This window comes from Sorangium sp. So ce448 (assembly GCF_051520915.1).
GTDB classification, from domain to species: domain Bacteria; phylum Myxococcota_A; class Polyangia; order Polyangiales; family Polyangiaceae; genus Sorangium; species Sorangium cellulosum_B.
Genome location: NZ_CP150343.1, coordinates 11,180,803 through 11,204,903, shown reverse-complemented (window position 1 = coordinate 11,204,903; position 24,101 = coordinate 11,180,803). Strand labels below are relative to the sequence as shown.

At 73.0% G+C, this 24,101-nt stretch carries 18 protein-coding genes; 9 read left to right on the top strand and 9 right to left on the bottom strand.

Annotation, left to right across the window (positions count from 1 at the left end):
• Positions 1-6: 6 nt before the first annotated feature.
• Positions 7-1,386 (top strand): GH1 family beta-glucosidase, encoded by a 1,380-nt coding sequence (locus tag WMF45_RS42330; RefSeq protein ID WP_437712072.1) that lies wholly within the window; start codon positions 7-9, stop codon positions 1,384-1,386.
• A 281-nt stretch (positions 1,387-1,667) separates the two neighbouring features.
• On the opposite strand, the gene WMF45_RS42325 is transcribed toward WMF45_RS42330, so the two are convergent.
• Together WMF45_RS42325 and WMF45_RS42320 are read right to left on the bottom strand one after the other, a co-directional pair.
• Positions 1,668-1,988, bottom strand: a complete 321-nt coding sequence (locus WMF45_RS42325; protein WP_437712070.1) for a hypothetical protein — start codon at positions 1,986-1,988, stop codon at positions 1,668-1,670.
• 161 nt (positions 1,989-2,149) lie between these two features.
• Positions 2,150-4,321 carry a serine/threonine-protein kinase gene (locus WMF45_RS42320; RefSeq protein WP_437712068.1) on the bottom strand — a complete coding sequence of 724 codons (2,172 nt, stop codon included), beginning with the start codon at positions 4,319-4,321 and terminating at the stop codon, positions 2,150-2,152.
• Between the two features lie 114 nt (positions 4,322-4,435).
• Here WMF45_RS42320 and argS point away from each other — a divergent pair, with 114 nt between their 5' ends.
• Both argS and WMF45_RS42310 read left to right on the top strand, forming a co-directional pair.
• Positions 4,436-6,169: an arginine--tRNA ligase gene (gene argS, locus WMF45_RS42315; RefSeq protein WP_437712066.1), complete on the top strand. Its 1,734-nt coding sequence runs from the start codon at positions 4,436-4,438 to the stop codon at positions 6,167-6,169.
• A gap of 170 nt (positions 6,170-6,339) precedes the next feature.
• Positions 6,340-7,572 carry a choice-of-anchor L domain-containing protein gene (locus tag WMF45_RS42310; protein WP_437712064.1) on the top strand — a complete coding sequence of 411 codons (1,233 nt, stop codon included), beginning with the start codon at positions 6,340-6,342 and terminating at the stop codon, positions 7,570-7,572.
• An 81-nt stretch (positions 7,573-7,653) separates the two neighbouring features.
• On the opposite strand, the gene WMF45_RS42305 is transcribed toward WMF45_RS42310, so the two are convergent.
• Both WMF45_RS42305 and WMF45_RS42300 read right to left on the bottom strand, forming a co-directional pair.
• Complete coding sequence (locus WMF45_RS42305) at positions 7,654-8,166, bottom strand: hypothetical protein (RefSeq protein ID WP_437712062.1); 513 nt, start codon at positions 8,164-8,166, stop codon at positions 7,654-7,656.
• A gap of 468 nt (positions 8,167-8,634) precedes the next feature.
• Positions 8,635-9,012: a hypothetical protein gene (locus WMF45_RS42300; RefSeq protein ID WP_437712060.1), complete on the bottom strand. Its 378-nt coding sequence runs from the start codon at positions 9,010-9,012 to the stop codon at positions 8,635-8,637.
• 188 nt (positions 9,013-9,200) lie between these two features.
• On the opposite strand from WMF45_RS42300, the gene WMF45_RS42295 reads away from it, so the two are divergent.
• From WMF45_RS42295 to WMF45_RS42285, 3 genes are all read left to right on the top strand, one after another.
• Positions 9,201-11,012, top strand: coding sequence for an ABC transporter ATP-binding protein (locus WMF45_RS42295; protein ID WP_437712058.1), 1,812 nt, complete (start codon positions 9,201-9,203; stop codon positions 11,010-11,012).
• A gap of 104 nt (positions 11,013-11,116) precedes the next feature.
• A complete protein-coding gene (locus WMF45_RS42290) occupies positions 11,117-11,572 on the top strand; it encodes a helix-turn-helix domain-containing protein (RefSeq protein WP_437545959.1) in 456 nt (151 codons plus the stop codon).
• Positions 11,573-11,855: 283 nt separating this feature from the next.
• Positions 11,856-13,160, top strand: coding sequence for a serine/threonine protein kinase (locus tag WMF45_RS42285; RefSeq protein ID WP_437712056.1), 1,305 nt, complete (start codon positions 11,856-11,858; stop codon positions 13,158-13,160).
• Positions 13,161-13,579: 419 nt separating this feature from the next.
• On the opposite strand, the gene orn is transcribed toward WMF45_RS42285, so the two are convergent.
• On the bottom strand, positions 13,580-14,143 hold the full coding sequence (gene orn, locus WMF45_RS42280) for an oligoribonuclease (protein WP_437712054.1): 564 nt from the start codon (positions 14,141-14,143) through the stop codon (positions 13,580-13,582).
• Positions 14,144-14,263: 120 nt separating this feature from the next.
• Here orn and WMF45_RS42275 point away from each other — a divergent pair, with 120 nt between their 5' ends.
• Positions 14,264-15,496, top strand: coding sequence for an acetyl-CoA C-acetyltransferase (locus WMF45_RS42275; RefSeq protein ID WP_437712052.1), 1,233 nt, complete (start codon positions 14,264-14,266; stop codon positions 15,494-15,496).
• Positions 15,493-16,596, top strand: coding sequence for a cation diffusion facilitator family transporter (locus WMF45_RS42270; RefSeq protein WP_437712050.1), 1,104 nt, complete (start codon positions 15,493-15,495; stop codon positions 16,594-16,596). Before WMF45_RS42275 ends, WMF45_RS42270 begins: the two co-directional genes overlap by 4 nt.
• 183 nt (positions 16,597-16,779) lie before the next feature.
• Here the strand turns inward: WMF45_RS42270 and WMF45_RS42265 are convergent, their stop codons facing one another.
• The 4 genes from WMF45_RS42265 to WMF45_RS42250 form a co-directional block, all read right to left on the bottom strand.
• The gene (locus WMF45_RS42265; protein WP_437712048.1) at positions 16,780-18,315 is read right to left on the bottom strand and encodes a hypothetical protein; all 1,536 of its coding nucleotides are present in this window, start codon (positions 18,313-18,315) and stop codon (positions 16,780-16,782) included.
• Positions 18,312-18,695, bottom strand: a complete 384-nt coding sequence (locus tag WMF45_RS42260; protein ID WP_437712046.1) for a hypothetical protein — start codon at positions 18,693-18,695, stop codon at positions 18,312-18,314. Before WMF45_RS42260 ends, WMF45_RS42265 begins: the two co-directional genes overlap by 4 nt.
• Positions 18,695-21,160, bottom strand: a complete 2,466-nt coding sequence (locus WMF45_RS42255; protein ID WP_437712044.1) for an Hsp70 family protein — start codon at positions 21,158-21,160, stop codon at positions 18,695-18,697. The genes WMF45_RS42260 and WMF45_RS42255 overlap by 1 nt, the downstream gene beginning before the upstream one ends.
• Before the next feature lie 176 nt (positions 21,161-21,336).
• Positions 21,337-22,494, bottom strand: coding sequence for a CAP domain-containing protein (locus WMF45_RS42250; protein ID WP_437712042.1), 1,158 nt, complete (start codon positions 22,492-22,494; stop codon positions 21,337-21,339).
• A gap of 105 nt (positions 22,495-22,599) precedes the next feature.
• Between WMF45_RS42250 and WMF45_RS42245 the strand changes: the two genes are divergently transcribed.
• A complete protein-coding gene (locus WMF45_RS42245; protein ID WP_437712040.1) occupies positions 22,600-24,072 on the top strand; it encodes an MlaD family protein in 1,473 nt (490 codons plus the stop codon).
• The last annotated feature ends 29 nt before the right edge of the window (positions 24,073-24,101 follow it).

Here is a 24,101-nt window from a genome sequence, read left to right as displayed (position 1 = left end):
GCCACCATGACGCGACAGCAGAGCGAAAAGGGCTTTCCGGAAGGGTTCCTGTGGGGCGCCGCCGCGGCGTCGTACCAGATCGAGGGCGCCGCGCACGAGGACGGCAAGGGGCCGTCCGTGTGGGACATGTTCTGCAGGAAGCCTGACGCCGTGTGGAACGGCCACACGGGCGACGTCGCGTGCGACCACTACCACCGGTACCCGGAGGACGTCGCCCTCATGCGCGACATCGGCCTCCGCGCCTATCGACTGAGCACCTCGTGGCCGCGCGTCCTCCCGGAGGGCACGGGCGCCGTCAACGAGCGCGGGCTCGCGTTCTACGATCGCCTCGTGGACGCGCTGCTCGAGGCGGGCGTCGAGCCCCACATCACGCTGTTCCACTGGGACTTTCCTCTCGCGCTCTACCACAAGGGCGGGTGGCTGAACCGCGACAGCGCCGACTGGTTCGCCGAGTACACGAGCGTCGTGGTCAGGAAGCTCGGCGATCGGGTGAAGGACTGGATGACGCTCAACGAGCCTCAGGTGTTCGCCGGCGCCGGCCACTACGAGGGGCGCCACGCCCCCGGCGACCGGCTGCGCTTCGCCGAGGTGCTCCGGGTCTGCCACCACGTCTTGCTCGCGCACGGCAAGTCGGTGCAGGCGATCCGCGCGGCGAGCCCCGGGAGGTGCAACGTCTATTATGCGCCCGTCGCCCAGGTGAAATACCCCGCGACCTCGTCGCCGGAGGATCTGGAGGCGGCGCGCGCGGCCACGTGGTCGGTGAATGCGCGGACCACGTGGACCAACACGTGGTGGATGGATCCCGTGTTCTTCGGCAGGTACCCCGAGGACGGGCTCCGCCTGTTCGCGAACGAGCTGCCCGAGGTCCGGAGCGGCGACATGGAGATCATCGCGCAGCCGGTCGATTTCTGCGGCGTGAACGTCTACTGGGGAGTCCCGGTGCGCGCCGGGGCGAACGGCGCAGCCGAGGTGGTGCCCCACCCGGTGGGACACCCGATCACCGCGTTCGAGTGGTCGGTCACCCCCGAGTGCCTCTACTGGGGGCCCAAATTCTTCTACGAGCGGTACAAGCGGCCCATCGTGATCACCGAGAACGGCCTGTCGACCCGGGACTGGATCTCGCTCGACGGGAAGGTGCACGACCCCCAGCGCATCGATTTCATGGCGCGCCACCTGATCGAGCTCCGCCGGGCGATCGCCGAGGGCGCGGTCGTGAACGGCTACTTCCACTGGTCGATCCTGGACAACTTCGAGTGGGCTCACGGCTACAAACACCGCTTCGGCCTCGTCTTCGTCGACTACCCGACGGGCAGGCGCGTCCTCAAGGATTCGGCTCACTGGTATCGTGAGCTCATCGCCTCGAACGGCGCGACCCTCGGGGGGTGAGCCGGGCCGCGTCGCGCGCCGCGACTCGGACTCTACGGGGTTAACCAGGTTCGGTCACGCTCAGGGCACGAAGCCCGCCCCCGCTCACCAACGTGAACGTGAACGTCAACGTTCGGATTTGGGAGAACGCGGCGCGAAGCCTTGGTTAACGCCGATGGGATGCTCGTGAGCTCCGCCGACCCGAGAGCGAAGGCGGTGTGAGGAAAGGCCATTCGCCCGTGATCGCCGGGCGAACGGCCGTGTCGCCGGCGGCCGCTCCTCGATAAAGCGCCTCGGGCGCCTCAGGAGGCGATCGGCTCGTCGCCGTCTTCGTCCTCGTCGTCTTCTTCGTCGTCTTCGAGCGACTCGTCGCCTCCGCCCGCCAGGTCGTACCCGTGCGGATCGAACTCATCGAACATGGCCTGCAGGCGCTCGCTGAGGGAATCCCACGTGTCCGGCGGCTCGCTCGCATGGCGGTCGCGCTCGGCGAGGGCGAGCGCGGCGGCGACCACCGCCGTCAGCGGGCGCGCGTCCTGGAGCACCGCGACCTTCGAGGCGTCGCCGCTGCACGCATAAGCCAGCAGATACGCCCTGTAGATCTCCTCATTCGTCTTGTCGCTCATTCCTGATCCTTCGTCCTTGTCGTCCGCGCGCCGCCTGTCGCCCCGTCGCCGTGCTCTGGCTTCCTGGGCGCCGTGGAACCCGGGGGCGCGAGCCTAGCCCATCTCGGCGGCCCTCGGGGCCGCGTCGCGCCGGGAGCCCGCGCCACGCGCGCGCGGTCGGCTCAGTAGCGCAGCCGGTCCCGCAAGGCGCGCACCGCGCGCTCGAGCCCCTCGTGGTGGTGGAAGCAGCACTGCCCGATGCGCGGCTGGCACTGCGACGAGCGGAGCATCTCCAGGAACACGAGCGCGCGCGCGTCCCCCTCGAGCGCCGCGCGCTCGAAGAGCGCCTCCTTGCGCCGGCAGGGGGCCTCGCGCAGCGCCACGGCGATGCGCAGCGGGACGCTCGCGCGCTTCAGCACCTCGGGGCGGCGGAGCAGCGCCGCCGCGCGCTTTCCGCCCTGCGTGCCCCCGTAGCCGCTCCAGATCTCGTAGGCGATGTCGAGGCCCTCCGGGCCCAGGCGGCTCTCCAGCGCGTCGAAGATCGCGTCCGCGCGGCCGTCGGTCCGGTACGAGCTCTTCACGGCGACGGCGGCCGCGGCCGTCATCACGTCGCGTTGCTCGAAGGCGGCGCGATCCTTCTCGAGCAGCGTGAGCAGCGCGCTCTCCGCGTCGCCCCACCGCTTCGCCCGGACCGTCGCCACGAGGCGCTCGCGCTCGGCCGGGAGGCCCGCGCCCTCGAGCGGCTCCGGGCCGGCGAGCGCCGCACCCGCGTCTGCCGCACCCGCGTCTGCCGCACCCGCGTCTGCCGCGCCCGCGTCCAGCGCCGCCGCGACGTCGGCCGACCCGGGGGCCGAGGCGCTCGCGACGGGCGCCTCGGAAGGGGCTTGCAGCGGGGTGCCGAGGGCATCCTGCGCCTGGGCGGCCGGCGCCCCGGCGGGGGCCGTCTGCGCCGCCGCGGGCGCCGGCTGGAGCTCCGGGCCGGCCGCCGCCGGGGCGCCCGCGCGCAGCCAGCCTGCGCCCGCGGGCAGCCGGCCGAGGAGCAGCGCGCCCGCCGCGCCCATCGCGGCCACGGCGGCCACCCCGAGCATCCAGCCCCACGCGCGCCCTCGCGCTCGTGGCCGGCTCCCTGCCGCCGCGCGCGCTGCCTTCCCTGCCGCCCCGCCGTCCGCGCCGGCGGCCCCGAGCTGCAGGTCGAACCCATCGGCCTCGGCGCCGCCGGTCGCCGCGCCGCCAGCCGCGGCTCCCCTGGCCGCAGCGCCGCCGGCCGCGCCCGCGCGGTCTTGCCCTGCCGGCAGCTCGGGCGGCATGGCGTGCGGGATCGCGCGCAGCGGGTCGCTGAGCCGCCACGACCCGCTCGACAGCGGCTCCTTCCAGGGGAGGAGGCCGAGCGCCTCGGACCTCGGCACGGCCGCGTCGAGCGCCGCGAGCAGCGCGCGGGCGTTCGCGGGGCGCTCCGCCGGGTCCTTGCGCAGGATGCGCATCACGAGCGCCTCGAGCTCGCGCGGCGCCGCCGTGCCCGGGGCGCGCAGCCGGAGCGGCGGCGGCGCCGTGTGGAGCTGCTCGCGGAAGATCTCGACGGGCAGGATCGCGTCGAACGGGTGCTTCCCGGCGAGCATCTCGTAGAGGATGAGCCCGAGCGCGTAGAGATCGGAGCGCTCGTCGACGTGATCCATGCCCTGCGCCGCCTCCGGCGCCATGTACGCGAGCGTGCCGAAGACCATGCCGCTCAGCGTGATCCGGCCGGCGTCGGGCCGCGCCTCGCTGCTGTGCGCGTCCGTCGTGGAGAGGCGCTCGATCGGCACCTTCGCCAGGCCGAAATCGATGAGCTTCACCGCGTCGGTGCCGTCCTCGACCATGACGTTGCGCGGCTTCAGATCGCGGTGGATGACGCCGCGCTCGTGCGCCGCGGCGAGCGCCGCCGCGATCTGCCGCGCGATCTCCGCGGCGCGCGGGGCAGGCAACGGGCCCCTCTTGATGATGCGATCCAGCGTCGTGCCGCGGACGTGCTCCAGCACGAGGAACCGGGAGCCGTCGGGGAGGGTGCCGAAGTCGGTCGCCGAGGCGATGTTCGGGTGCTGGATGTGCGCGCCCGCGATCGCCTCGCGCTCGAAGCGCGCCGTGAGCTCCGGGGAGCCCTTCGCCGCGGGCAGGAGGAGCTTCACGGCCAGCCACTTGCGCAGGAGCAGGTGCTCGGCCTTGTACACCGCGCCCATCCCGCCCGTCGCCACGAGCTCCACGATCCGGTACCGGTCCGAGAGGACCGTCCCGACCAGCTGGGCCGCCGCGCTCTCCGCGAGCGCGTTGCTCGCGGCGGGCGGCGGATCGCCGGGGGCAGGGGGCAGGGGAGCGCTCACGTGAGGCGTGAACTGTCCGGCCTACCCCGATTTTTGTCAAAGGTGCGCTGATGTGGCGTGGCCGCGCCGGCTTGCCTATTGAATTGGCCGGGCGCCCGGGCCAAAGGATGCGCCATGGCCGATCCCGTCCACGCCCTCGCCCGCGCACTCCAGGCGGCGATCACCGCCGCGTTCGGCGCCGAGCACGCCGCGGTTGATCCTTCCCTGCGCCGCTCCACCCACGCCGACTACCAGGCGAACGCCGCCATGGCGCTCGGCAAGCGCCTCGGCAGGCCGCCGCGCGAGGTCGCGGCGGCGATCGTGGCGGCCCTGCAGCTCGACGGGATCTGCCGGAAGGTCGAGATCGCGGGCCCCGGGTTCGTGAACCTGACGCTCGAGGACGCGTACCTCACGCGCGAGCTCGCCGAGACCGCGGGCGGCGGGCGGCTCGGGATCGCGCCCGCGGCCGAGCCCGGGACGGTGATCGTCGACTACTCGGGCCCCAACGCCGCGAAGGAGATGCACGTCGGCCACCTCCGCAGCACGATCATCGGCGACGCCCTCGCGCGCGTGCTCGAGGCGCTCGGCCACCGCGTGATCCGCCAGAACCACCTCGGCGACTGGGGCACGCCGTTCGGGATGCTGATCGAGCACATGCTCGATCTCGGCGAGGCCGCGGCCTCGCAGGAGCTCTCGGTCGGCGATCTCGACGCGTTCTACCGGCAGGCGCGCGCCAAGTTCGACGGCGACGCGGCGTTCGCCGAGCGCTCGCGCCGCCGGGTCGTGCGGCTGCAGGGCGGCGACGAGCAGACCCTCGCGCTCTGGCGGCAGCTCGTGCGCGAGTCGACGCGCTACTTCGAGTCGGTCTACCGCCGCCTCGGCGTGACCTTGACCGACGCGGATTTCGCCGGCGAGAGCTTCTACAACCCGATGCTGCCCGACGTCATCGAGGAGCTCGGTCGCAAGGGGCTGGCGCGCGAGAGCGAGGGCGCCCTCTGCGTCTTCCCGGCCGGCTTCACCGGCAAGGGCGGCGAGCCGCTGCCGCTCATCGTGCGCAAGCAGGACGGCGGCTACGGCTACGCCACGACGGATCTCGCGGCGATCCGCCACCGCCTCACCACGGTCGGCGCGCGCCGGATCGTCTATGTCGTCGGCGCGCCGCAGAGCCAGCACTTCGCGATGGTCTTCGCGACCGCGCGCGAGGCGGGCTGGCTCGCGCCGCCGGCCCGGGCCGAGCACGTGGCGTTCGGCTCGGTGCTCGGGGCCGACAAGAAGATGTTCAAGACGAGGAGCGGCGACACCGTGAAGCTCTCGGACCTGCTCGACGAGGCCACGGAGCGCGCGTCGAAGGTGGTGCGGGAGAAGAACCCCGAGCTCGACGCCGAGGCCGCCGACGCCGTGGCGCGGGCGGTCGGCGTGGGCGCGGTGAAGTACGCCGATCTCTCGAGCGACCGGATCAAGGACTACGTGTTCGACTGGGATCGCATGCTGGCGTTCGAGGGGAACACGGCGCCCTACCTGATGTACGCGCACGCCCGCATCCGCTCGATCTTCCGGAAGGCCGGCGTGGAGTCGCCGCGCGAGGCCGGGATCGTGCTGAGCGAGCCGACGGAGCGGGCGCTCGCGCTGGAGCTGCTCCGGTTCGGCGCCGTGCTGGAGGACGTGGCGGCCACGCTCGAGCCGCACCGCCTGTGCGGTTACCTGTTCGAGCTCGCCGGTTCGTTCACGAGCTTCTACGAGCGCTGCCCGGTGCTCCGGGCCGAGAGCGACGACGTGCGCCGCTCGCGCCTCGCGCTCTGCGATCTGACGGCGGAGGTGCTGGCGAAGGGCCTCGGCCTGCTCGGGATCGAGGCGCCGGAGCGGATGTAGAGCGTCCGGCAGCGGCGCCCGACCCTGCCTGCGCTCGGCGATCGCGCGTCCGCCCGAGGATGCGCATCTGCCTGAGCTGCGCGTGCCTGCCCGCGCATTCGAACCGAGGTTGCGCTCGCCCGCTCGAGGTTGCGCGCGACGTCGGTCCGTTCTCTCTGGCAAAGTGCAGCATGATCGAACAACGGTTGGCTCTCCCCTGCGCCGGCATGGCCGTGATCGCGGTGCTCGCCGTCGCATTCGGGTGCTCCGCGGTGGGCGGCGCGTCCGCGCCGGGGGGTGGGGGAGACGGGCGCGAGGAGCCCTCGGGGACCCTCGGCGAGGACGGCCCCGGCGGGCTCGATGAGCCGGGTGAGCCAGGGCTCGACCCCGGTGACGCAATCCCCATCACCGATCCCAACGTGGACGGCGACGGGGACGGGTTCACGCCCGCGGAGGGCGACTGCAACGATGTTGATGGAAATGTGAATCCAGGCGCGATCGAGGTCGAGGTCACCGAGCCTGACGCGAGCGGCCAGATCCCCGCGCCGGCGGACGAGGATTGCAACGGGGTGATCGACGACGTGCCGCCGCCGTGCGACGAGGGCCTCTCGCTGGAGGACTTCGATCCGGCGAACGGGGCCAGGGCGATCGACCTTTGCGCCGTGGCGTCCCGCGAGGACAGGCGGTGGGGTGTGCTCTCCGCGAGGTATGTCCGCGGGGACGGCTCGCCTGCAGAGCGGTCGCCCGCGGTTGGCCTCTTCGATGGATTCGGCCCCAACGTGCACGTGCAGGGCGGCGCGCGCCTGCTCGCGCTCTCGACGGGGAGCGCACGCCTGCCTGGCCACCCCGACGCGTGCTGGTCCGGGAGCTGCGCGAGTTATGGTCCCGGCTCCGCGCCGCCCGGGTTCCCTCAGGACAACCCTTCCTGTCCTCCGTCCAGCTTCATCAACGACGACGTCGGCCTGGAGGTCGTCCTCCGCGCGCCGACGAACGCGACCGGCTACGAGTTCCTCTTCAAGTTCTATACGTTCGAATACCCGGAGTGGGTCTGCGAGGACTTCAACGATCAATTCGTCGCGCTGGCGACGCCCGCGCCTCCCGGGTCGTACAACGGCAATCTCTCGTTCGACGGGGAGGGAAGGCCGGTCAGCGTCAATATCGCGTTCTTCGATGTCTGCGACGGATGTCCGCTCGGCTCGAGTGAGCTCGTGGGGACGGGGTTCAGCCCGCGCCGCGACGGCGGCACCCGGTGGCTCAAGACGCGCGCGCCGGTGCATGGCGGCGAGGAGATCTCGCTCCGGTTCATCCTGTTCGACACCGGCGACGACCGCTTCGACTCGACCGCGCTCATCGATGGCTTCCGCTGGATCGCGACCGGCGGCACGGTCAGCCTGGAGACGGTGCCCGTGGTCCAGTTCCTCTGAGGCGAGGGGCGCTCTTCCCACGCGCCGTCGCCTCGTCGGGGTGGGGTCGCGAGGCCTGGTCACGTCGCTGGGCGCTCCGGGCTACCGGCACGTCCGGCAGTCCCCGCCGCAATCCACGGCGAGCTCGCTTCCATTCAGGACCCCATCGTCGCACGAGGGCGGCTGGCAGACACGCTCCCTGCACACGCCGGACCCGCAGTTCTCGCCGGTGAGGCACGCCTCGCCCGCGGGGCAGAGCGGGCACGAGCGCGTGCCGCAGTCGACGCCGGTCTCGAAGCCGTTCGCCACGCCGTCGACGCAGGTCGGAGCCTGGCAAACCCCCAGGCGACACACGCCCTCCCTGCAGTCGATGCCCGTCTCGCAGGAGGCGCCGAGGCCGCAAGGCTTGCACGAGCCGCCGCAGTCGCGGTCGGTCTCTCCTTCGTCCTCATCCGTGACGTCATTGCTGCAGTGCGGGGGGATGCAGGCGTCCGCCGTGCAGGTCCAGCCCTTGAGGCACTCCTCGCAATTCCAGATCTGGATGACACCACCACTCCCCTCGCAGGAAAGGAAAAAAGGCGCCGTCAGCCCCAATGCAATGACGCGTCGAAGCATGGTGCTCGCTCTTCTCGTAGTTGATGGTCTGGTGACGATGACAGTACATCATGCACGGGCATCGAGGGCACCGATCTGGCTTTTTGCGCGCGGATTTATAGCATTCCGGACTGGCGGTCCGGATTGCCAAATAATCGACATAAAGAGGTCCTCGACGTGCGAGCGCCCTGATCCGACGCGCGGAAATCGGACACGCAGAGATGGGACGTGCAGAGTAAGGCGGGTGAGGAGAGGGGAGGGCTCATCCACCACGCGCCACGCGAGAGGGGCCGCAGCGGCCGTTCTCTACGGATCGGCAGGAGCGCGCCGTTCGATGGCTCTCGCGCCCGACAGGACCGCACCGAGCACGCCGGCCGGACGGCGATGGGAAGAGGGGACTGTGAAGGCGCGCCTGGGCTCCTTGACGGGGCGGCGCGCGTCGCGTGGCGGGGCGGCGCGCTCCTCACGCGATGGCGGCGCGCGTCGCGCTCAGGTGCGGGCGGCGGCGCGGCGCGCCGTGATGAAGGATCGCACGCAGAGGGCGACGTAACCCGCCGAGAGGACGGCCATCACGGACTGGGCGATGACGGCCGGGGGGCGCGCCACGTCGCCGCCGGAGAGCAGCGTCGGCAGCTGGGTCAGGCCGCGGGCGGAGCCGAGGAAGCCGAGGACGCCCACCATGGCCGACGCGTGCATGGCGTGCATGCGGTACCTCTCCTGCCGCGCGAGCAGGCCGAGCCCGAACGCGACGACCCCGAAGCCGGCCGGGATGAGCGCCGTCCGCGCGCTCGTCGCCGCGAATCCGCCGACGCCGAGCGCTGTGAGCAGCGCTCCGTAGCCCATGGTCAACGTGGACATGCTCGACATGAAGAGCCTCCTTTTCTTTCGGAGGCCCGGGATACCGCGCCGGGCGCGCGTCCGCCACCGTATCCGCCCGCCCGCCGCGCGCCCGCGACCACGGCCGCCCGGGGTCGTCGCGCTCGCGTCCCTCAGCCCTCGCGCCCTCGCCGGTCTTCGCGGGCGGAGCGCCGCGGCGTGGCTAGAATCCGCCGTCCATGCTCGGCCTCTCCCGCCTGCGGGACAGCTTTGCCTACACACCACGGACGCTCCAGCTCGTCTGGCGCTCGTCGAAGGCGGCGAGCGCCGCCCTCGGCGCGCTCACGCTCGCCGCGGCGGTGCTGCCGCTCGGGGTGGCCTACGTGGGAAAGGCGATCACCGACGCGGTGGTCGCCCGCGATGAGCGCGCGGCGCTCGTGTGGGTCTCGGTCGAGCTCGGCCTCGTGGCCGCGCTCGCGCTCGTGCAGCGCGGGCTCTCGCTGACGCGGCAGCTGCTCGGCGCGCGGCTCTCGATCGACATCCACGGGATGATCCTCGAGAAGGCGCTCTCGCTCTCGCTGGTCCATTTCGAAGACTCGGAGTTCTACGACCAGCTCACCCGCGCGCGCCGCGAGGCGTCGTCTCGACCCGCCGCCGTCGTGACCGAGAGCTTCTCCCTCGTGCAGAACCTGATCACGCTCGCGGGGTACGCCGCGCTGCTCGTCGGGTTCAGCGCCCTCGCGGTGCTCGCGCTCGTGCTCGCGGCCGTCCCCGCCACGGTCGCCGAGGCGCGCTTCTCCGGCGCGGCGTTCCGCCTCCGGAACTGGCGCTCTCCCGAGGCCCGCCGGCTCAATTACCTGGAGTACGTGCTCGCCAACGACGGCCACGCCAAGGAGGTGAAGCTCTTCGGGCTCGGGCCGACGTTCCTCGAGCGGTACAAGGCGCTCGCGGCGTCGTTCTACCGCGAGGACAGCGCGCTCGCGGTCCGCCGCGCCGGGTGGGCCTATGGCCTGTCGCTCCTCGGCACCGCCGCGTTCTACGGCTGCTATGGCGCCATGGCGGCCGGCGCCGCGGCGGGGCGCCTCTCGCTCGGCGAGATGGTCCTTTACGTCGCCGCCTTCCGGCAAGGCCAGCAGGCGTTCCAGGCCGTGCTCGCCGGCGTCGGCGGCATGTACGAGCACAACCTCTACATGTCGAATCTCTTTCAGTATTTGGCCATCCCGACCGGCGAGCCGCCCGCGCCGCAGGCCGACCGCGCAGACGCGCCTGCGCCCCTGTCGGAAGGCGGCGCGCGCGACCGGGGCGTGCGGTTCGAGGGGGTCGGCTACCGGTATCCAGGCCAGTCGCGCTGGGCGCTCCGGGGGATCGATCTCCACATCCCGAGCGGCCAGAGCCTGGCGCTCGTCGGGCACAACGGCGCCGGAAAGACAACGTTCATCAAGCTGCTCGCGCGGCTGTACGAGCCCACCGAGGGGCGAATCCTGCTCGACGGCAAGGATCTCCGCGCCTGGGAGCCCGACGCGCTCCGCCGGAGGATCGGTGTCGTCTTTCAGGACTTCAACCAATACCAGCTCACGCTGCGCGAGAACGTCGCTCTGGGCAGCGTCGAGCACCTCGCGGACGAGCCGCGCGTCGCGCGCGCGGTCGCCGAGGGCGGCGCCGACGAGGTCGTGACGGTCGTGCCCGGGGGCCTCGACGCGCAGCTCGGGCGCTGGTTCAAGGGCGGCGTCGAGCTGAGCGGCGGGCAGTGGCAGAAGGTGGCGCTCGCGCGCGCCTTCATGCGCGAGCAGGCGGACATCCTCGTGCTCGACGAGCCGACCGCGGCGCTCGACGCCGAGGCCGAGCACGCGGTCTTCCAGCGGTTCCGGTCCCTGTCCAAGGGTCGGACGACCATCGTCATCTCTCACCGCTTCCCGACCGTCCGCATGGCCGACCGCATCGTCGTGCTCGACGGCGGGCGCATCGTCGAGGAGGGCACCCACGACGAGCTCGTCGCCCGTGGCCAGCGCTATGCCCGCATGTTCGCGCTGCAGGCCGAAGGGTACCTGTAGCGCCGGCGCGGCGCGTTCGGTGCGCCGGCGAGCGGGCGCACCGAACGCGGGGCGGCCTGCCTTCCCGGGGGCTCAGGCGAGCTCTGCCTGCTAGGCTCGCGCTCATGCGCGACACGCTCCCCAAGGAGGTCGGCCAGGCGGTCCACATCCTCCGGTTGCTCCGTGGGCTCAGCATGCAGGAGTTCGCGGAGCGTGCGCAGCTCTCGGCCACGTACCTGCGGCAGGTCGAGCGCGGCGAGCGGGATCTCGGGCTCGGCGCCCTCGGCCTGATCGCCCAGGGGCTCCAGTGCGAGCCGCGCCTCCTGCTCCCCGGCGACGGGCGCAGCCCTGTCGGATCCATCGTGGCAGAGCGCTTTGACCAGGCCGAGGAGACGCTCCAGAGCGCGATCCTCTTTCTGCTCATGGAGCCTGACGACTCACCGAGAAAGCAAGCAATGCTCGCCCTCGCCAGCGAAGATCCGGAGCGCGCGCGCCCGGCGGCTCCGCCCAAGTCGCCCCGCCCGGAGCGCGCGTTTTCAGGGCGTATTACTCCGCCGTCGAGCCGTCGTTCCGGAAAGTGATAGACCCGCCTCGCGCGCTCCGCGGCGCCGGTCCGCGCTGGCGACGGCTTCCGCGCGCCTGAGACCTCTGTTACTGTCCCCGCCAACCGATATTCCCCGCGCCGTGTCCGGGGGTTTCATGGACTCGAACCTCGTGCCGGAGGTCCGACGCAGTGAGCAGAATCTTTTGGGCTGATCCAACACCGCAGCCAGCATTGAAGAACGCGCGCCGCGCGCTCCTCTCCTTCCAGCGCGCGAGGCCTGAATCCTCCGTGCCCGTCGCGCGGATCGAGGCGGAGGGGCCATGGTGATCCTCGGGCAGGAGTTCGCGGGGTACACCATCGTCGCGAGCCTCGACTCTCCCGCTCCGGCGGAGGCGTATCGCGCGCTCGACGCGGATGGCCGCGAGGTGACGCTCTATGTCCAGGAGGGCATGGGCATCGACGCCGATGCGTTCCGCGGCGCGCTGGAGAGGCTCCTCTCGCTGTCTGCGCGGGTGCACGGCATCGTGCCTGTGATCGCGGGCGGGATGGAGGGAGACGCGGGGTGGATCGCTGCCCGGCAGAGCGACGATCCCTCGGTGGAAGATCTGCTGCCCCGGCTTCGCTCCGTCGCGTACGAGCTCGTCGTCGACGTCGCGCGGACGCTCGGCGCCGCGCACGCGCTGGGGCTCTCGCACGGGGATCTCGGCCCGCACACGGTGGTGATCACCGGTCAGGGCGCCGCTGTCCTGAGGGCGTTCGGGCTGCACACGCTGTTCGGGGCGCCCGAGGACGCCATGGCGGATGCGGCGCGGTACCGGGCGCCGGAGCTCTTCGATTCTCGCGCGATCGATGAACGAACCGACGTCTACGGGCTCGGGATGCTGCTGTATTGCCTCCTCGGGGGTCAGCGCCCGTTCGACGGCCGCGACGATCTGGATGTGTGCGCGCTCGACGAGGTGCCGCCGCCGCTCGAGGGGGTGTCGGCCCAGGTGAACGAGGCGCTGACCCGGGCGCTCGCGAAGGACCCTGACGCGCGATTCCAGACGGTCCACGAGCTCATGGCCGCCGTGCGGCCGCTGCTCGTGGGCGCGGCGCCGCTCGCGGGGGGCGCTCCGCCGCCGCCGGGGCCGCGCCCGCAAGCAGTGGCCGCCCCGTCGCTGCAGGAGCCGGCGCCGGATACGGAGCGGAGCGTGCCCGCTCCGGCGTCCCGCAACACGCTGCCCACCGGGACCCTCCCTCCGGAGGCCATGCGGCACCCCGTCGTCGAGATCGCCGCGCCGCGCTCGCGCAGCAACGTCCTGCTGGCCGGCGGAGCGCTGCTGCTCGTCGCGCTGACGAGCGCCGCCGTTGCGGTTCCGTTGAGCTCGTACATCGCCCGACGTGGGATACCGCCGTCACCCGCCGGGCCGCCGGTTCACATGAGTGATCCACATCACAATGAGCCGACAGCCTCACCGGTACAGTGCGACCCCGGCGCCTCCGAGGCGGCGGGTTCTGCCGTGGAGGTGCCGGCGACGAAATCCGGGGTGACGCGCCGTGCTGAGCCCGCCCCGCTGGTCGCGACTCCCGCCGTGGAAGCCAAGGGTAGCCCCGGGCAACCGTGGTACGGCGACCAGCTGTTCTGAGGCAATCGCGTAAGCCCGGTAGCAAACGACACCCCGGCGGATTGGGGCCGCCGGGGTGTCTACGCCGCAGACCTCGTGCCGGAGGCCTGGACGCATGGCTAGCCTACTCAAAGCATTGCCTCGATCGATCGAATTTTCTCTCTTCGAGGACAATTTTTCTTCGATTGCCAGCAGAGCCGCCTTTCCGGCCGGATTTTGGAGGGCAGGCGGCGGGTGAACCGACCGAGGTTGAGGGCGGGGCGGGGCGCCGACCGAGGTTGAGGGCGGGGTGAACCGACCGAGGTTGAGGGCGGGGTGAACCGACCGAGGTTGAGGGCGGGGCGCCGACCGAGGTTGGGGATGCCGGCGAGCGAGGATGCTGAACCGCAAGCCCTAGGGCGCGGCCGGCCCTCAGGCTCCCCTCGGCTCATCGCGATCGCTCAGCGGAGCTCGTTCCCCGGGGGCGGCTGGAACACGTTGGCCCGGTACCACCTGAGCTCCTCGATCGACTCGCGGATGTCGTCGAGCGCGCGGTGGATCTCGCGCTTCTTGGGCGCGGCGCGCAGCGGATACCAGCGGCGCACGAGCTCCTTGAGCGTCGAGACGTCCACGATGCGGTAGTGCAGGAAGGAGAGGAGCTCCGGCATGTAGCGCTGCAGGAAGGCGCGGTCCTTCCACACGGAGTTGCCGCACAGCACGGCCGTCCCCTTGTCGCAGTGCGCCTCGAGGAACGCGCGCGTCTCGGACTCCGCGTCGCCGACCGAGAGCGTGGACGCGCGGATGCGCTCGAGGAGCCCCGAGCGCTCGTGGAGATCGCGGACGAAGTCGCTCATTCCCGCGAGGACGCTCTCCGGCTGATGGATGACGAGGCACGGCCCCTCGGCGACAACGGTCAGGTCGGGCTCCGTGACGATGGTCGCGATTTCCACGATCGCACACGAGCTCTCGTCGAGCCCCGTCATCTCGAGATCGACCCACACCATGCGCTGCGACCGGTCCGTCATCGGCGGCGAGCATAGCCGATCCGCGCCGGCTCAGGTCCACCGAGACCCGGCGCGACCAGGCTGCCCCGGGAACGGGCGCTGTGCTAAGCACGGGCCGGACACCGGGCTCGGAGGCCTGTCATGCGAGACGTCTTCATCGTGGATGCCGTTCGCACGCCGCGCGGGCGCGGCAAGGCGGGCAAGGGAGCGCTCTCGGGCGTGCACCCTCAAGAGCTCCTCGCGCAAACGCTCAATCGTCTCGCCGAGAAGACCGGGATCCGCAAGCAGGACGTCGAGGATGTGGTCGTCGGGTGCGTGACCCAGGCGGGCGAGCAGGGCGCGTGCATCGCGCGCACCGCCATCCTCGCGGCCGGCTGGCCGGACATCGTGACCGGCGTGACCGTCAACCGCTTCTGCGGCTCGGGCGCGCAGGCGGTGAACTTCGCGGCGATGGGGGTCATGTCCGGCCAGCAGGAGGTCGCCGTCGGCGGCGGCGTCGAGAGCATGTCGCGCGTGCCGATGGGCTCGGACGGCGCGCCCCTCGACGGGAACAACCTCGCCCTCCGCAAGAAGCTCGCGATGGTCCCGCAGGGCATCTCGGCCGACCTCATCGCCACGATCGAGGGCTTCTCGCGCGAGGACGTCGACCGCTTCGCCCTGGAGAGCCAGCGCAAGGCCGAGCGGGCCGCGGGCGAGGGGCGCTTCGCGAAGAGCCTCTTCACGGTCGTCGATCTCGACGGCAAGCCGCTGCTCGACAGGGACGAGCACCCGCGCGCCGGGGCGACGATGGAGGCCCTCGCGAAGCTCGAGCCGGCGTTCGCCACCCTCGGGTCGACGCCGATGGGCCCCGCCGGCGAGACCGTGGATGCGCTGGCGCTCGCGCGCTATCCGCAGGTGGCGTCGATCCGGCACGTCCACACGGCGGGCAACTCGAGCGGCATCGTGGACGGGGCGGCCGTCGTGCTGCTCGCGTCCGGCGACTACGTGAAGGCGCACGGGCTCGCCCCGCGCGCGAGGATCCGCGCCACGGCGACGGCCGGCGCCGAGCCGGTGATCATGCTGACGGCCCCTGGGCCCGCGTCGGAGCGCGCCCTCAAGAAGGCGGGCATGCTGGCGCGCGACGTCGATCTCTGGGAGATCAACGAGGCGTTCGCGGCGGTGCCGCTGCAGACGGCGCGCAAGCTCGACATCGACCTCGACCGCGTCAACGTGAACGGCGGCGCCATCGCGCTCGGGCACCCGCTCGGCGCGACCGGGGCCTGCCTGATCGGGACGGCGCTCGACGAGCTCGAGCGCGCCGGCAAGGCGACCGCGCTGATCACGCTGTGCATCGGCGGAGGGATGGGCGTGGCGACCATCCTCGAGCGGGTGTGAGCCGCTCCGGCGCGGCGATGGGGGTGCGCGACGATCACGGGAGCGCCTCGGACGAGCACCGGCACGGGCGCGGCGCTCGGCGCGGCGAGGGGCACGATCACGGGCATCACCACGCCCCGGGTCACGACCACGATCACGGCCATGACCACGACCACGGCGACCCGCAGCACCACGACCACAGCCACGATCTCCGGCGCGCCCCGCTCCGCCGGCTGATCGCGGCGTTCGCGCTCACGACGTCGTTCCTGGTCGTCGAGGCGGCGGTCGGGTGGTGGTCGAAGAGCCTCGCCCTGCTGGCCGACGCGGGCCACATGCTCGCGGACGCCGCGGCGCTCGGCCTGGCCATCATCGCCCAGCGCATCGCGGCGCAGGCGCGGACGCGCGAGCGGACGTACGGCTTCCGGCGCGCGGAGGTGCTCGCGGCCTTCGCCAACGGCGTCGCGCTGGCGCTGACGGCGATCTGGATCTTCATCGAGGCGGCCCACCGCTGGCGCGCGCCCCAGGCGGTGCACGCCGAGGCGCTGGCGATCACCGCGGCGCTGGGGCTGCTCGTGAACGTGGTCGCGGCGCTGCTGCTCTCGACCGGCGAGCACGGGCACAACATCAACACGCGGGCCGCGCTGGCCCACGTGCTGTCGGACGCGCTCGGCTCGGTCGGGGCCATCACGGCGGGTGTGCTCATCCTCGCCTTCGGCTGGACGCGCGCCGATCCGGTGATCAGCGCGGCCATCGGCGCCCTCGTGCTCTGGGGCGGCTGGCGGCTCGTGCGCGACACGTCCCGCGTGCTCATGGAGGGCAGCCCGATCGAGATCGATCTCGCCCACGTCGAGGACACCATCCGGAGCGTGCCCGGCGTCGTCGACCTCCACGATCTGCACGTCTGGTCGATCTCCGACGGCTTCAACGTGCTCACCGTGCACGTCGTCCTCGCCAAGGGGCACCACGGCACGAACGTGGCCGCCGCGGTGGCCCGGCGGCTGCGCGAGAAGCACGCGCTCACCCACTGCACGATCCAGCCGGAGCCGCTCCAGGAAGAGCTCCTGGTGACGCTCAGGCGGCCGGGCGCGGACGGGCCCGCGGGCGACCGGAGCGGCGCTTAGAGCGGCGGTCACCCGCGTCGGATACGGGCCCATCTCGACGTTTTCGGTGCTCAGCGCACTGGAGTGCGCTTCCGCGCCGAAAACGCCGATCTGGGCCCGTCTCCTGTGCGGGTGACCGCCGCTCGGCGACGTGTGTATCAGGGCCGGCTGAGCGCCGCTCTAGATCCGGCTCTCCGCCCCGCGTCAGACCCCGCACTCGACGTTGCCGCGCTGGAGCGCCGTGAGGCGCGAGTCGCCGAGCGCCTCGGCCTCGGCGAGGAGCCACCGGAACATCGCGTTCGCGATCACCCGCTCCTTGCGCGTGTTGAACAGCCAGACGGCCGCGTGGCACACGTCGGCGTGCAGCTTGGGGAAGGCGAGGCGACGGAACTCCACGCCGACGAGCACCGCCGCGGCCTCGTACTGCGCGCGCAGCGACGTCCACTCGCGCCACTCCGAGAGCGCCGGCAGCTCGCGCCGCTCGTCGACGCGGCGGCGCAGGGCGTCGCACGCGATCTCCACCTCGGACAGGAGCTCGTCGCGGAGGCGCCGGCGCGTGCGGCCGATGGTCGCGCCGAGATCGTCCCACGCCGCGCGCGGCACGCGCGCCGCGCGCAGCGTCGCCGCGAGGTCCTCCTCGACCGCGCGCGCCAGCGGGCCGAGCGCCGCCTGCGCCCCCGAGGCGCCGAGCGACGCCGCCCGCTCGCGGAGCTCGGCCTGCGCGCGCTCGTCGTCGAGCGCCGCGTCCCACGCGCCGCCGAGCCGCCTGAGGTCGTCGCCCGAGACCTGGCCCCGGGGCCGGAGCAGCAGCGCGGCGTGGAGCAGCACCGCCCGGCTCCACAGATCGCCCTCGGCGACCTTCGCGGCGCAGGGCTCGGGCGCCTCCGGCTCCGGGCGCGGCGCGCCCGCGCCCGATTCCAGGGCCCGGCGCACGAGCGGGAGCGTGGCGCGGCGGCGGGGCGCGATGAACCAGCGCAGCCAGAGCCCGAGCGCCCCCGGCGCGGGCGCCTCGCCGACCAGCCGCGCCGCGACGGCGCCGAGCAACCACATCGCCCGGCCGCCGCTCACACACGCGTATCCGCTCACGGCCCCCCAGTCGCCGCGGGAGGCCGCCTCGGCTGCGAGCCAGCCCGCGGCGATGCGGCGGGCCTCGTCGGGGCAGGCGCGCTCGTCCAGGCCGGCGACGCTGTCGAAGAGCGCCCGCGCGCCCTCCACGTCGCCGCGGTGCGCCGCGAGCATCGCGCCGGCGGCGATCCCCGCGCCGCGGAGCGGAGCGGCGCTCGCCGAGGAGGGCGCGGGCCCCTCGCCGACGCGCTCGATCTGCTCGCTGACCCAGGCCTCCACCGCGGCGTCCGGCTTCCGCGCGCGGCAGAGCGCCCACGCGGCCGCGAGCGCCGCGCCGCCGCGCCGGTCGGCGCGAAAGGCCCCGTCCGACAGCCACGCGACGAAGTACGCGGCGCGCGGCAGCCCGAGCGGGATGAGCGCGTGGCGAGCGAAGGACCAGGGCGCCATGAGCAGCGCGAGCGGCGCGAGCGGCACCGCGCACCAGAGCTGACCCCCGGCGAGCGCGAGCGCGAGGAGGATCGCGATCGGCACGAAGACGAACAGCACGACGACGTTCCAGAGGCCCACGCCGAGCATCTGGGGGCGCGGCGCCGCCCCGGGCGAGGCCTTCCGCGCGGTCGCCTCGCTGATCACCCGCACCAGGATCGCGAGCACCAGGAGGCCGCCCCAGCTCATCGCACCCTCCAGCCGAGCGCGGACAGCGCCTCGGGCCACGGCGCGCGCGGATCCTCCCCGGGCGGCTCCGGCGGCGGCAGCTCGCCGAGGTCGTCGTCGAGGTCGTCCTTCGGCGGCGGCCTCGGATCGAGCCGCGCCCAGACCTCGTGCCCCAGGCGGCGCTCCGGATCCCGCAGCGCCGCCATCGCCTGCCGCACCTTGTCGGCCGTCCGCGCGCCGGGGCCGACCGGCGTCGGGTACGTCGCGGCGCTCGCCAGCTTGAGCTCGAGCATCCCGAGCAGCTTCTGCCCCTCGCGCTCGATCTCCGCGCGGCTCGCGCTCGGGCGCAGGCCGAGCACGTAGAACGGGTTGTCGCGGATGCGGCCGAGCGCGTCGTCCATCACCGCACCCCTGACTCGTGGCCGAGCCTGCGCTTCTGCGCGTCGACCGGCAAGAGGCGCCAGAGCTCCTCGGTGATCGTCCTGAGCGCCGCCGTGTCGCCGCGCTCCGCCGCGCCGCGCCCGTCGCGCACGAGCCGCTGCGCGCGGACCAGATCCGAGGCCTGGTGCGCCTCGGAGGCGGCGTCCTCGAACATCCACACCCACGCCTTCGGGTGGCGCTGGAACGCCGCGCTGCTCAGGTTGCGGACCAGGCGCAGCTGCCGCTGCAGCTCGACCTGGTTCTTCTCGGCGCGCGCCCGCGCGACGCCCTGCGCGGCCTCCTCGAGGAGCGCCTTCTCGGTGCTCGATCCGAGCTGCGAGATCCACGTCGACGCGCTCGCGACGGCGGCCTGGGCCTCGGCGTCGAGCTCCGGCCAGCGCTTGTCGGCCTCGGCCTGCTCGAGCAGGACGTCGAGATCGAGCAGCGCGCGCCGCGCCTTCTGCCCCGCGTCGGCGTCGCCGCCGCGCGCCGCGGCGGCGTCGCGCTCCACCTCGGCGAGCGCGCACTCCACGTAGGTGACCTTGCCGAGCGCGTGCGGCGCGTCCCTGCGCAGGGCGGCCTCGCGCACCGCGGCGAGCCGCTCGCGCATGGCGGCGATCGAGGCGTCGAGCACCTCCGGCGCCGCCTCGGGGACGAGGAGGTGCGCGACGCGCTCGAACACGAGCCCCTGCGACGGGATCAGCGCGCGCGCCGAGAGGTGCCCGCCCCGATCGAGCTCGAGCGTCAGCTCGATCGCCGAGCCCGCGGGCAGGGTCGCGGTGAGCCCGCTCCCGTCGATCTCGAGCGTCCCGACCACGCGGCAGAGGTGGGCGACGTCGAGCTCGCCCTGCACGACGGGGATCTTCAGCACGCACGCGCCGGAGCCCTTCGGGACGCTCTCCACGCTGTGGTGCACGAACGTCCGCCGGGCCGGCAGCGGCGCGCCCCGCTCGAAGTAGACGCGCACCGAGTTGTCCGCGAGCGCGACCCCGATCGTGCGCGACAGCGGCGGATCGCCGATCGTGAGCCCCTGGACGATCGTGATCGCCTGCGGGTGCACCGGCACCCGCGCGCCGCCGGCCGCGCTCGCCTCGATGTTGAACACGTTCGGCCGGCGCGGCAGCAGGTCGACGGTCACAACGAACGCCCCCTCGGCGTCGAGCGGCGCCTCGGCGCTCGTCCACCCGTCGCCTTCCCGCGCGAGCCGGATCCGCTCGGGCGCGGCCCCTGGCCCCTCCATGACGCGGCCGACCACGTGGGGCGTGAGATCGCTCGACATGGCCGGGTACTGGAGCCAGAGCCGGCGCCCCTCCTCCTTGGCCCGCGCGCCCGAGGAGGAGGCCCGCGCGTCGAGCGCCGCCGTCGCCGCGTAGATCGCGGCCCCCTGCGCGACGAGCGTCATCGGATCGAGCCCCTCGCCGAAGGGCGCGCCGAGCGCGTCCCGGACGCGCTCGCGCAGCGCCGGCATCACCGTCGGCCCGCCCACGAGCACGACGCGCGCGAGCTGCGACGCGTCGAGCCCGTGCGCCGCGAGCAGCCGGCGGCAGACCTCGACCGAGCGGTCGATGATCGGCGCGCAGAGCGCGTCGAGCGTGGACCTCTGCAGGACAAGGTCGACGTCGACGTGCGCGCCGTCCACCTCGAACGCCGCGGGCACCGCGAGCGCCGCCTCGTCGGCGCGGGTGAGCTCGATCTTGATCTCCTCGACCGCGAGCTTGAGCTTGCGGAGCGCGGCGGCGTGCCGCGGGTCGGCCCGGCTCACGGTGACGCCCTGGGTGCGCGCGATCTCGGCGAGCGCCCAGTCGACGATCGCCCAGTCGAAATCGCGCCCGCCGAGGAAGTTGTCGCCGTCGTGCCCGACGACGCGCAGCAGCCCGTCGCGCGTCTCGAGCAGGGAGACGTCGAACGTCCCGCCGCCGAGGTCGTAGACGAGCCAGCTGCCCGTCGACTCCTCGACCGTCCAGCCGGCGGCCAGCGCCGAGGCCACCGGCTCCTGGATCAGCTCGACGCGCTCGAACCCCGCGCGCCGCGCCGCCTCCGACGTCGCCGCGCTCTGGGGCAGCTCGAAGAGCGCGGGCACGGAGATCACCGCCGAGGCCGGCAGGACCCCGAGGTGCTCCGCGACGTCGGCGCGCAGGGAGCGCAGCACCTCGGCGGCGAGCTCCTCGGGCTTCTTCGCGACCTTCGCCGCCGCGAACTCGATCGGCTGGGCCGTCCCCATCAGCCGCTTGAACTCCGCGCGGGTGTTCTGCGGATCGCTCTCGAGGAACCGGCGCGCGCGCGCGCCGACCGTGATCGTCCCGCGCGCGTCGATCCGCACCACGCTCGGGGTGAGCGTCGCGCCCTGGGAGTTCCTGACGAGGGTGACCTTCTCGCCGTCGAAGGCGGCCGCGGTCGAGTTCGTGGTGCCGAGGTCGATACCTACGTAAAGCGGGCGTGCAGCCATCGCTCGCAAGGATACACGCGCGGCACGGCGGCCGCCCGGCGAGGCAGGGAACACGCCCGGCGAAGCCGCCGGCGCGCGGCTGGCGCGCGGCTGGCGCCCGCCCGCCCGCCGCAAGGCGCGTCCGCCCGCGGGGTACGGGAGCAGCGTACGTCAGCGCAGCGCCGCGACGCCCGCGGTCACCCTGCGAACAGCTGCGTCACCCAGACCCGGCCGGTCGGGTCGCGCACGACCGCCACGCCGGTCCTCCGGTAGCGCCGGTCGAGCAGGTTGCCCCGGTGCGACGGGCTCGCCCAGATCGCGCGGTGCGCTCCCTCGGTCGTGCCCGAGCTGGCCACGTTCTCCCCCGCGATCGTCGCCTCGTACCCGGCCGCCCTGAGGCGCACCGCCGGATCGCCCGAGCCCACGTCGTGGCCCACCATCTTCGCCTTGATCATCTCCTCGGAGTGCGCCCGCGCCAGCGCGGCGAGCGCCGCGTCGCGCGCGAGCGCGGGCACGCGCTCCGACGCCCGCGCGGCGTTCATCATCCGCAGCATCGCGTCCTCGTCGCCCTGCGCCCCCTTCGCGGCCTCCTCACCCGGCGCCGCCGCGCGGACGAACCGGCCCGGCGGAGCGCTCCCGGCGAAGATCATCGCCTCCAGCACGGGCCTCGGCCCGGTCGACACCGTGGCCAGCACCTGCACGAGCCAGCTCCCCGGCTGGTCGACCGCGAAGCTCGAGCGGAGCCGCGTGCCCGAAAGGGAGCTCAGCACCGTCTTGGGCGCGCCCCGCGGCCCCAGCAGCACCACCTTCGCCGCGGTCGCCGGGACCCGCATCGTCCCTTCGAGGGTCACCCATTGCCCTACCCGCGCGGTCGTCGGCAGCGGCGACAGATCCGCGAGCGCGTCCACCCCGATCGCGGACACGATCACCGTCCCGTCCGGCTTCTTTGCCTGGGCCACCCCACATCGCCGCACCCCGAGGGAGGTCCACCCCGCGAGCCACCCGTCGATCCGCGCCCCGATCTCCGCCGGCCCGAGCCCTCGGCCGGAGATCGACCATCCCCTCGGCCAGGCGTGCGGCGCGCCGGCGGCGCGCAGCGTGAACGAAAGCTCGTCGGGCGGCATGATCTCCCCGCCCTGGAGCTGCCGCTCGACGTTGCGCTGGGCGACGGCGGCGAGCGCCGTGTCCGCGCTGCCGCAGCGCGCCGCGAGCGCGGCGATCTCCGGCGAGACCGCCTTGGGGGGCTGGGGCGAGCGCGTCGTCGCCTCCCACGTGAGCGCCGGCGGCTCCGCTGCCGCCACGCCCGCGGAGGCGAGCGCCGCGCCGAGCACCCCGCTGGCCCACCATGACCGCATTCGACTCGGCTAGCAGGTTTCCCGCCCCGGCGCTCGTTCCCCTCCGTCGCCGCGAAAGCCGCGCGGTCCCGCGGGCGGCTCGTGCTACCGTGGCCGTCGCGCAGCATGGCTGAGGTCTCCAAGGCCGCGAAGGTCGGCGTGATGACGATCGTGCTCGCGGGCGCGGCCTACGGCGGGTACCGCTTCGTCTCGCGCGACATCGGCGGCGGGAGCGGCTACCGCGTCTGGGCCACGCTGCCCGACGCGATCGGCGTGTCGCCGCAGTCGCGGGTGATGATCTCGGGCATCCAGGTCGGCGTCGTCGACAAGATCTCGCTCTACAACGGCCAGGCGCGCATCGACATCAAGATGAGCCCCGACGTCCCGCTCTACGAGGACGCGGCCATCGGCAAGCGCGCGACGAGCCTCATCGGCGAGTCGTTCGTCGTGCTCTCGCCCGGCACCGAGGGCAAGCCGCGCATCCCCGACGAGGGGAGGGTCCTCTATTACATCGACGAGCCGACGATCCAGTCGATGCAGGGGCAGGTCTCCGAGATCCTGAAGGACGTCAAGACCGTCACCGAGACGCTGAAGAACACCGTCGGCTCCGAGGGCGGGCAGGAGCGGCTCGCGCAGATCCTCGACAACCTCGCCGAGGTCACCGAGCAGATGAACGCGACCGTGCGCGAGAACCGCGCGGGCGTCACGCAGACGATCAACAACATCAACCAGATCACCGGCGAGTCCGGACCGCGCCTCCGGGAGATCCTGCGCAACGTCGAGCAGGTGACCCGCGACATCCGCACGATGACGGCCGCGGCCGAGGTGCCCGGCCGGAACGGGCAGCCCGGGGAGCTCCGGAGCGCTGCAGAGCGTGTGGGCCGCGCGACCGAGAGCCTCGAGTCGGCGCTGAAGCACGTCGACAGCGTCGCCGCGCGCGTCGACCGCGGGGAGGGGACGCTCGGCCGCATCACCCGGGACGAGACGCTGATCAACGAGGTCGAGACGGTCGTCGAGAACGTCGGCGAGCTCGTCGGCGGGCTCAGCCGGTTCCAGACGGTGGTCGGGCTGCGGACCGACTACAACTTCCTGGCGAACACCATCAAGAGCTACGTCGAGCTCAGGCTCCAGCCGACGGAGGACAAGTACTACGTCGTCGAGCTGGTGAACGACCCGCGCGGCAAGACGGACTTCCAGCAGATCGACGTCGACACGACCAACCCGAACGAGCCCGCGCACTACCGCGAGGTCCGCACGATCACGACGAACGCCTTCCGGTTCTCGTTCCAGTTCGCGAAGCGGCTCGGCCCCTTCACGGGCCGGTTCGGCATCAAGGAGTCGACGGGCGGCCTCGGCCTCGATCTCCACCTGCTCGACGATCGGTTCGAGCTCCGCCAGGACCTGTTCGGCTTCGGTGAGGAGCTGTCGCCGCGCTGGCGCGTCGCGCTCGCGTACGAGTTCATCCGGAAGCTATGGCTGCTCGGCGGGATGGACGACATCCTGAACGGCGACCGCCGGGATTACTTCATCGGCCTGCAGCTCCGGTTCAACGACTCGGACCTGAAGACGGTCCTGCCCTTCGCGCCGTCGAGCTTCTGATCGCGCCCCCGCCCTCTCGGCGCGGCCCC

What these genes read in the sequence shown, in the direction of transcription:
- WMF45_RS42330 (WP_437712072.1), top strand. Translation starts at nt 7, where the DNA reads ATGACGCGACAGCAGAGCGAAAAGGGCTTTCCGGAAGGGTTCCTGTGG.
- WMF45_RS42285 (WP_437712056.1), top strand. Translation starts at nt 11,856, where the DNA reads ATGGTGATCCTCGGGCAGGAGTTCGCGGGGTACACCATCGTCGCGAGC.
- WMF45_RS42295 (WP_437712058.1), top strand. Translation starts at nt 9,201, where the DNA reads ATGCTCGGCCTCTCCCGCCTGCGGGACAGCTTTGCCTACACACCACGG.
- orn (WP_437712054.1), bottom strand. Translation starts at nt 14,143, where the DNA reads ATGACGGACCGGTCGCAGCGCATGGTGTGGGTCGATCTCGAGATGACG.
- WMF45_RS42265 (WP_437712048.1), bottom strand. Translation starts at nt 18,315, where the DNA reads ATGAGCTGGGGCGGCCTCCTGGTGCTCGCGATCCTGGTGCGGGTGATC.
- WMF45_RS42300 (WP_437712060.1), bottom strand. Translation starts at nt 9,012, where the DNA reads ATGTCGAGCATGTCCACGTTGACCATGGGCTACGGAGCGCTGCTCACA.
- WMF45_RS42255 (WP_437712044.1), bottom strand. Translation starts at nt 21,160, where the DNA reads ATGGCTGCACGCCCGCTTTACGTAGGTATCGACCTCGGCACCACGAAC.
- WMF45_RS42250 (WP_437712042.1), bottom strand. Translation starts at nt 22,494, where the DNA reads ATGCGGTCATGGTGGGCCAGCGGGGTGCTCGGCGCGGCGCTCGCCTCC.
- argS (WP_437712066.1), top strand. Translation starts at nt 4,436, where the DNA reads ATGGCCGATCCCGTCCACGCCCTCGCCCGCGCACTCCAGGCGGCGATC.
- WMF45_RS42325 (WP_437712070.1), bottom strand. Translation starts at nt 1,988, where the DNA reads ATGAGCGACAAGACGAATGAGGAGATCTACAGGGCGTATCTGCTGGCT.
- WMF45_RS42275 (WP_437712052.1), top strand. Translation starts at nt 14,264, where the DNA reads ATGCGAGACGTCTTCATCGTGGATGCCGTTCGCACGCCGCGCGGGCGC.
- WMF45_RS42260 (WP_437712046.1), bottom strand. Translation starts at nt 18,695, where the DNA reads ATGGACGACGCGCTCGGCCGCATCCGCGACAACCCGTTCTACGTGCTC.
- WMF45_RS42310 (WP_437712064.1), top strand. Translation starts at nt 6,340, where the DNA reads ATGATCGAACAACGGTTGGCTCTCCCCTGCGCCGGCATGGCCGTGATC.
- WMF45_RS42305 (WP_437712062.1), bottom strand. Translation starts at nt 8,166, where the DNA reads ATGCTTCGACGCGTCATTGCATTGGGGCTGACGGCGCCTTTTTTCCTT.
- WMF45_RS42290 (WP_437545959.1), top strand. Translation starts at nt 11,117, where the DNA reads ATGCGCGACACGCTCCCCAAGGAGGTCGGCCAGGCGGTCCACATCCTC.
- WMF45_RS42245 (WP_437712040.1), top strand. Translation starts at nt 22,600, where the DNA reads ATGGCTGAGGTCTCCAAGGCCGCGAAGGTCGGCGTGATGACGATCGTG.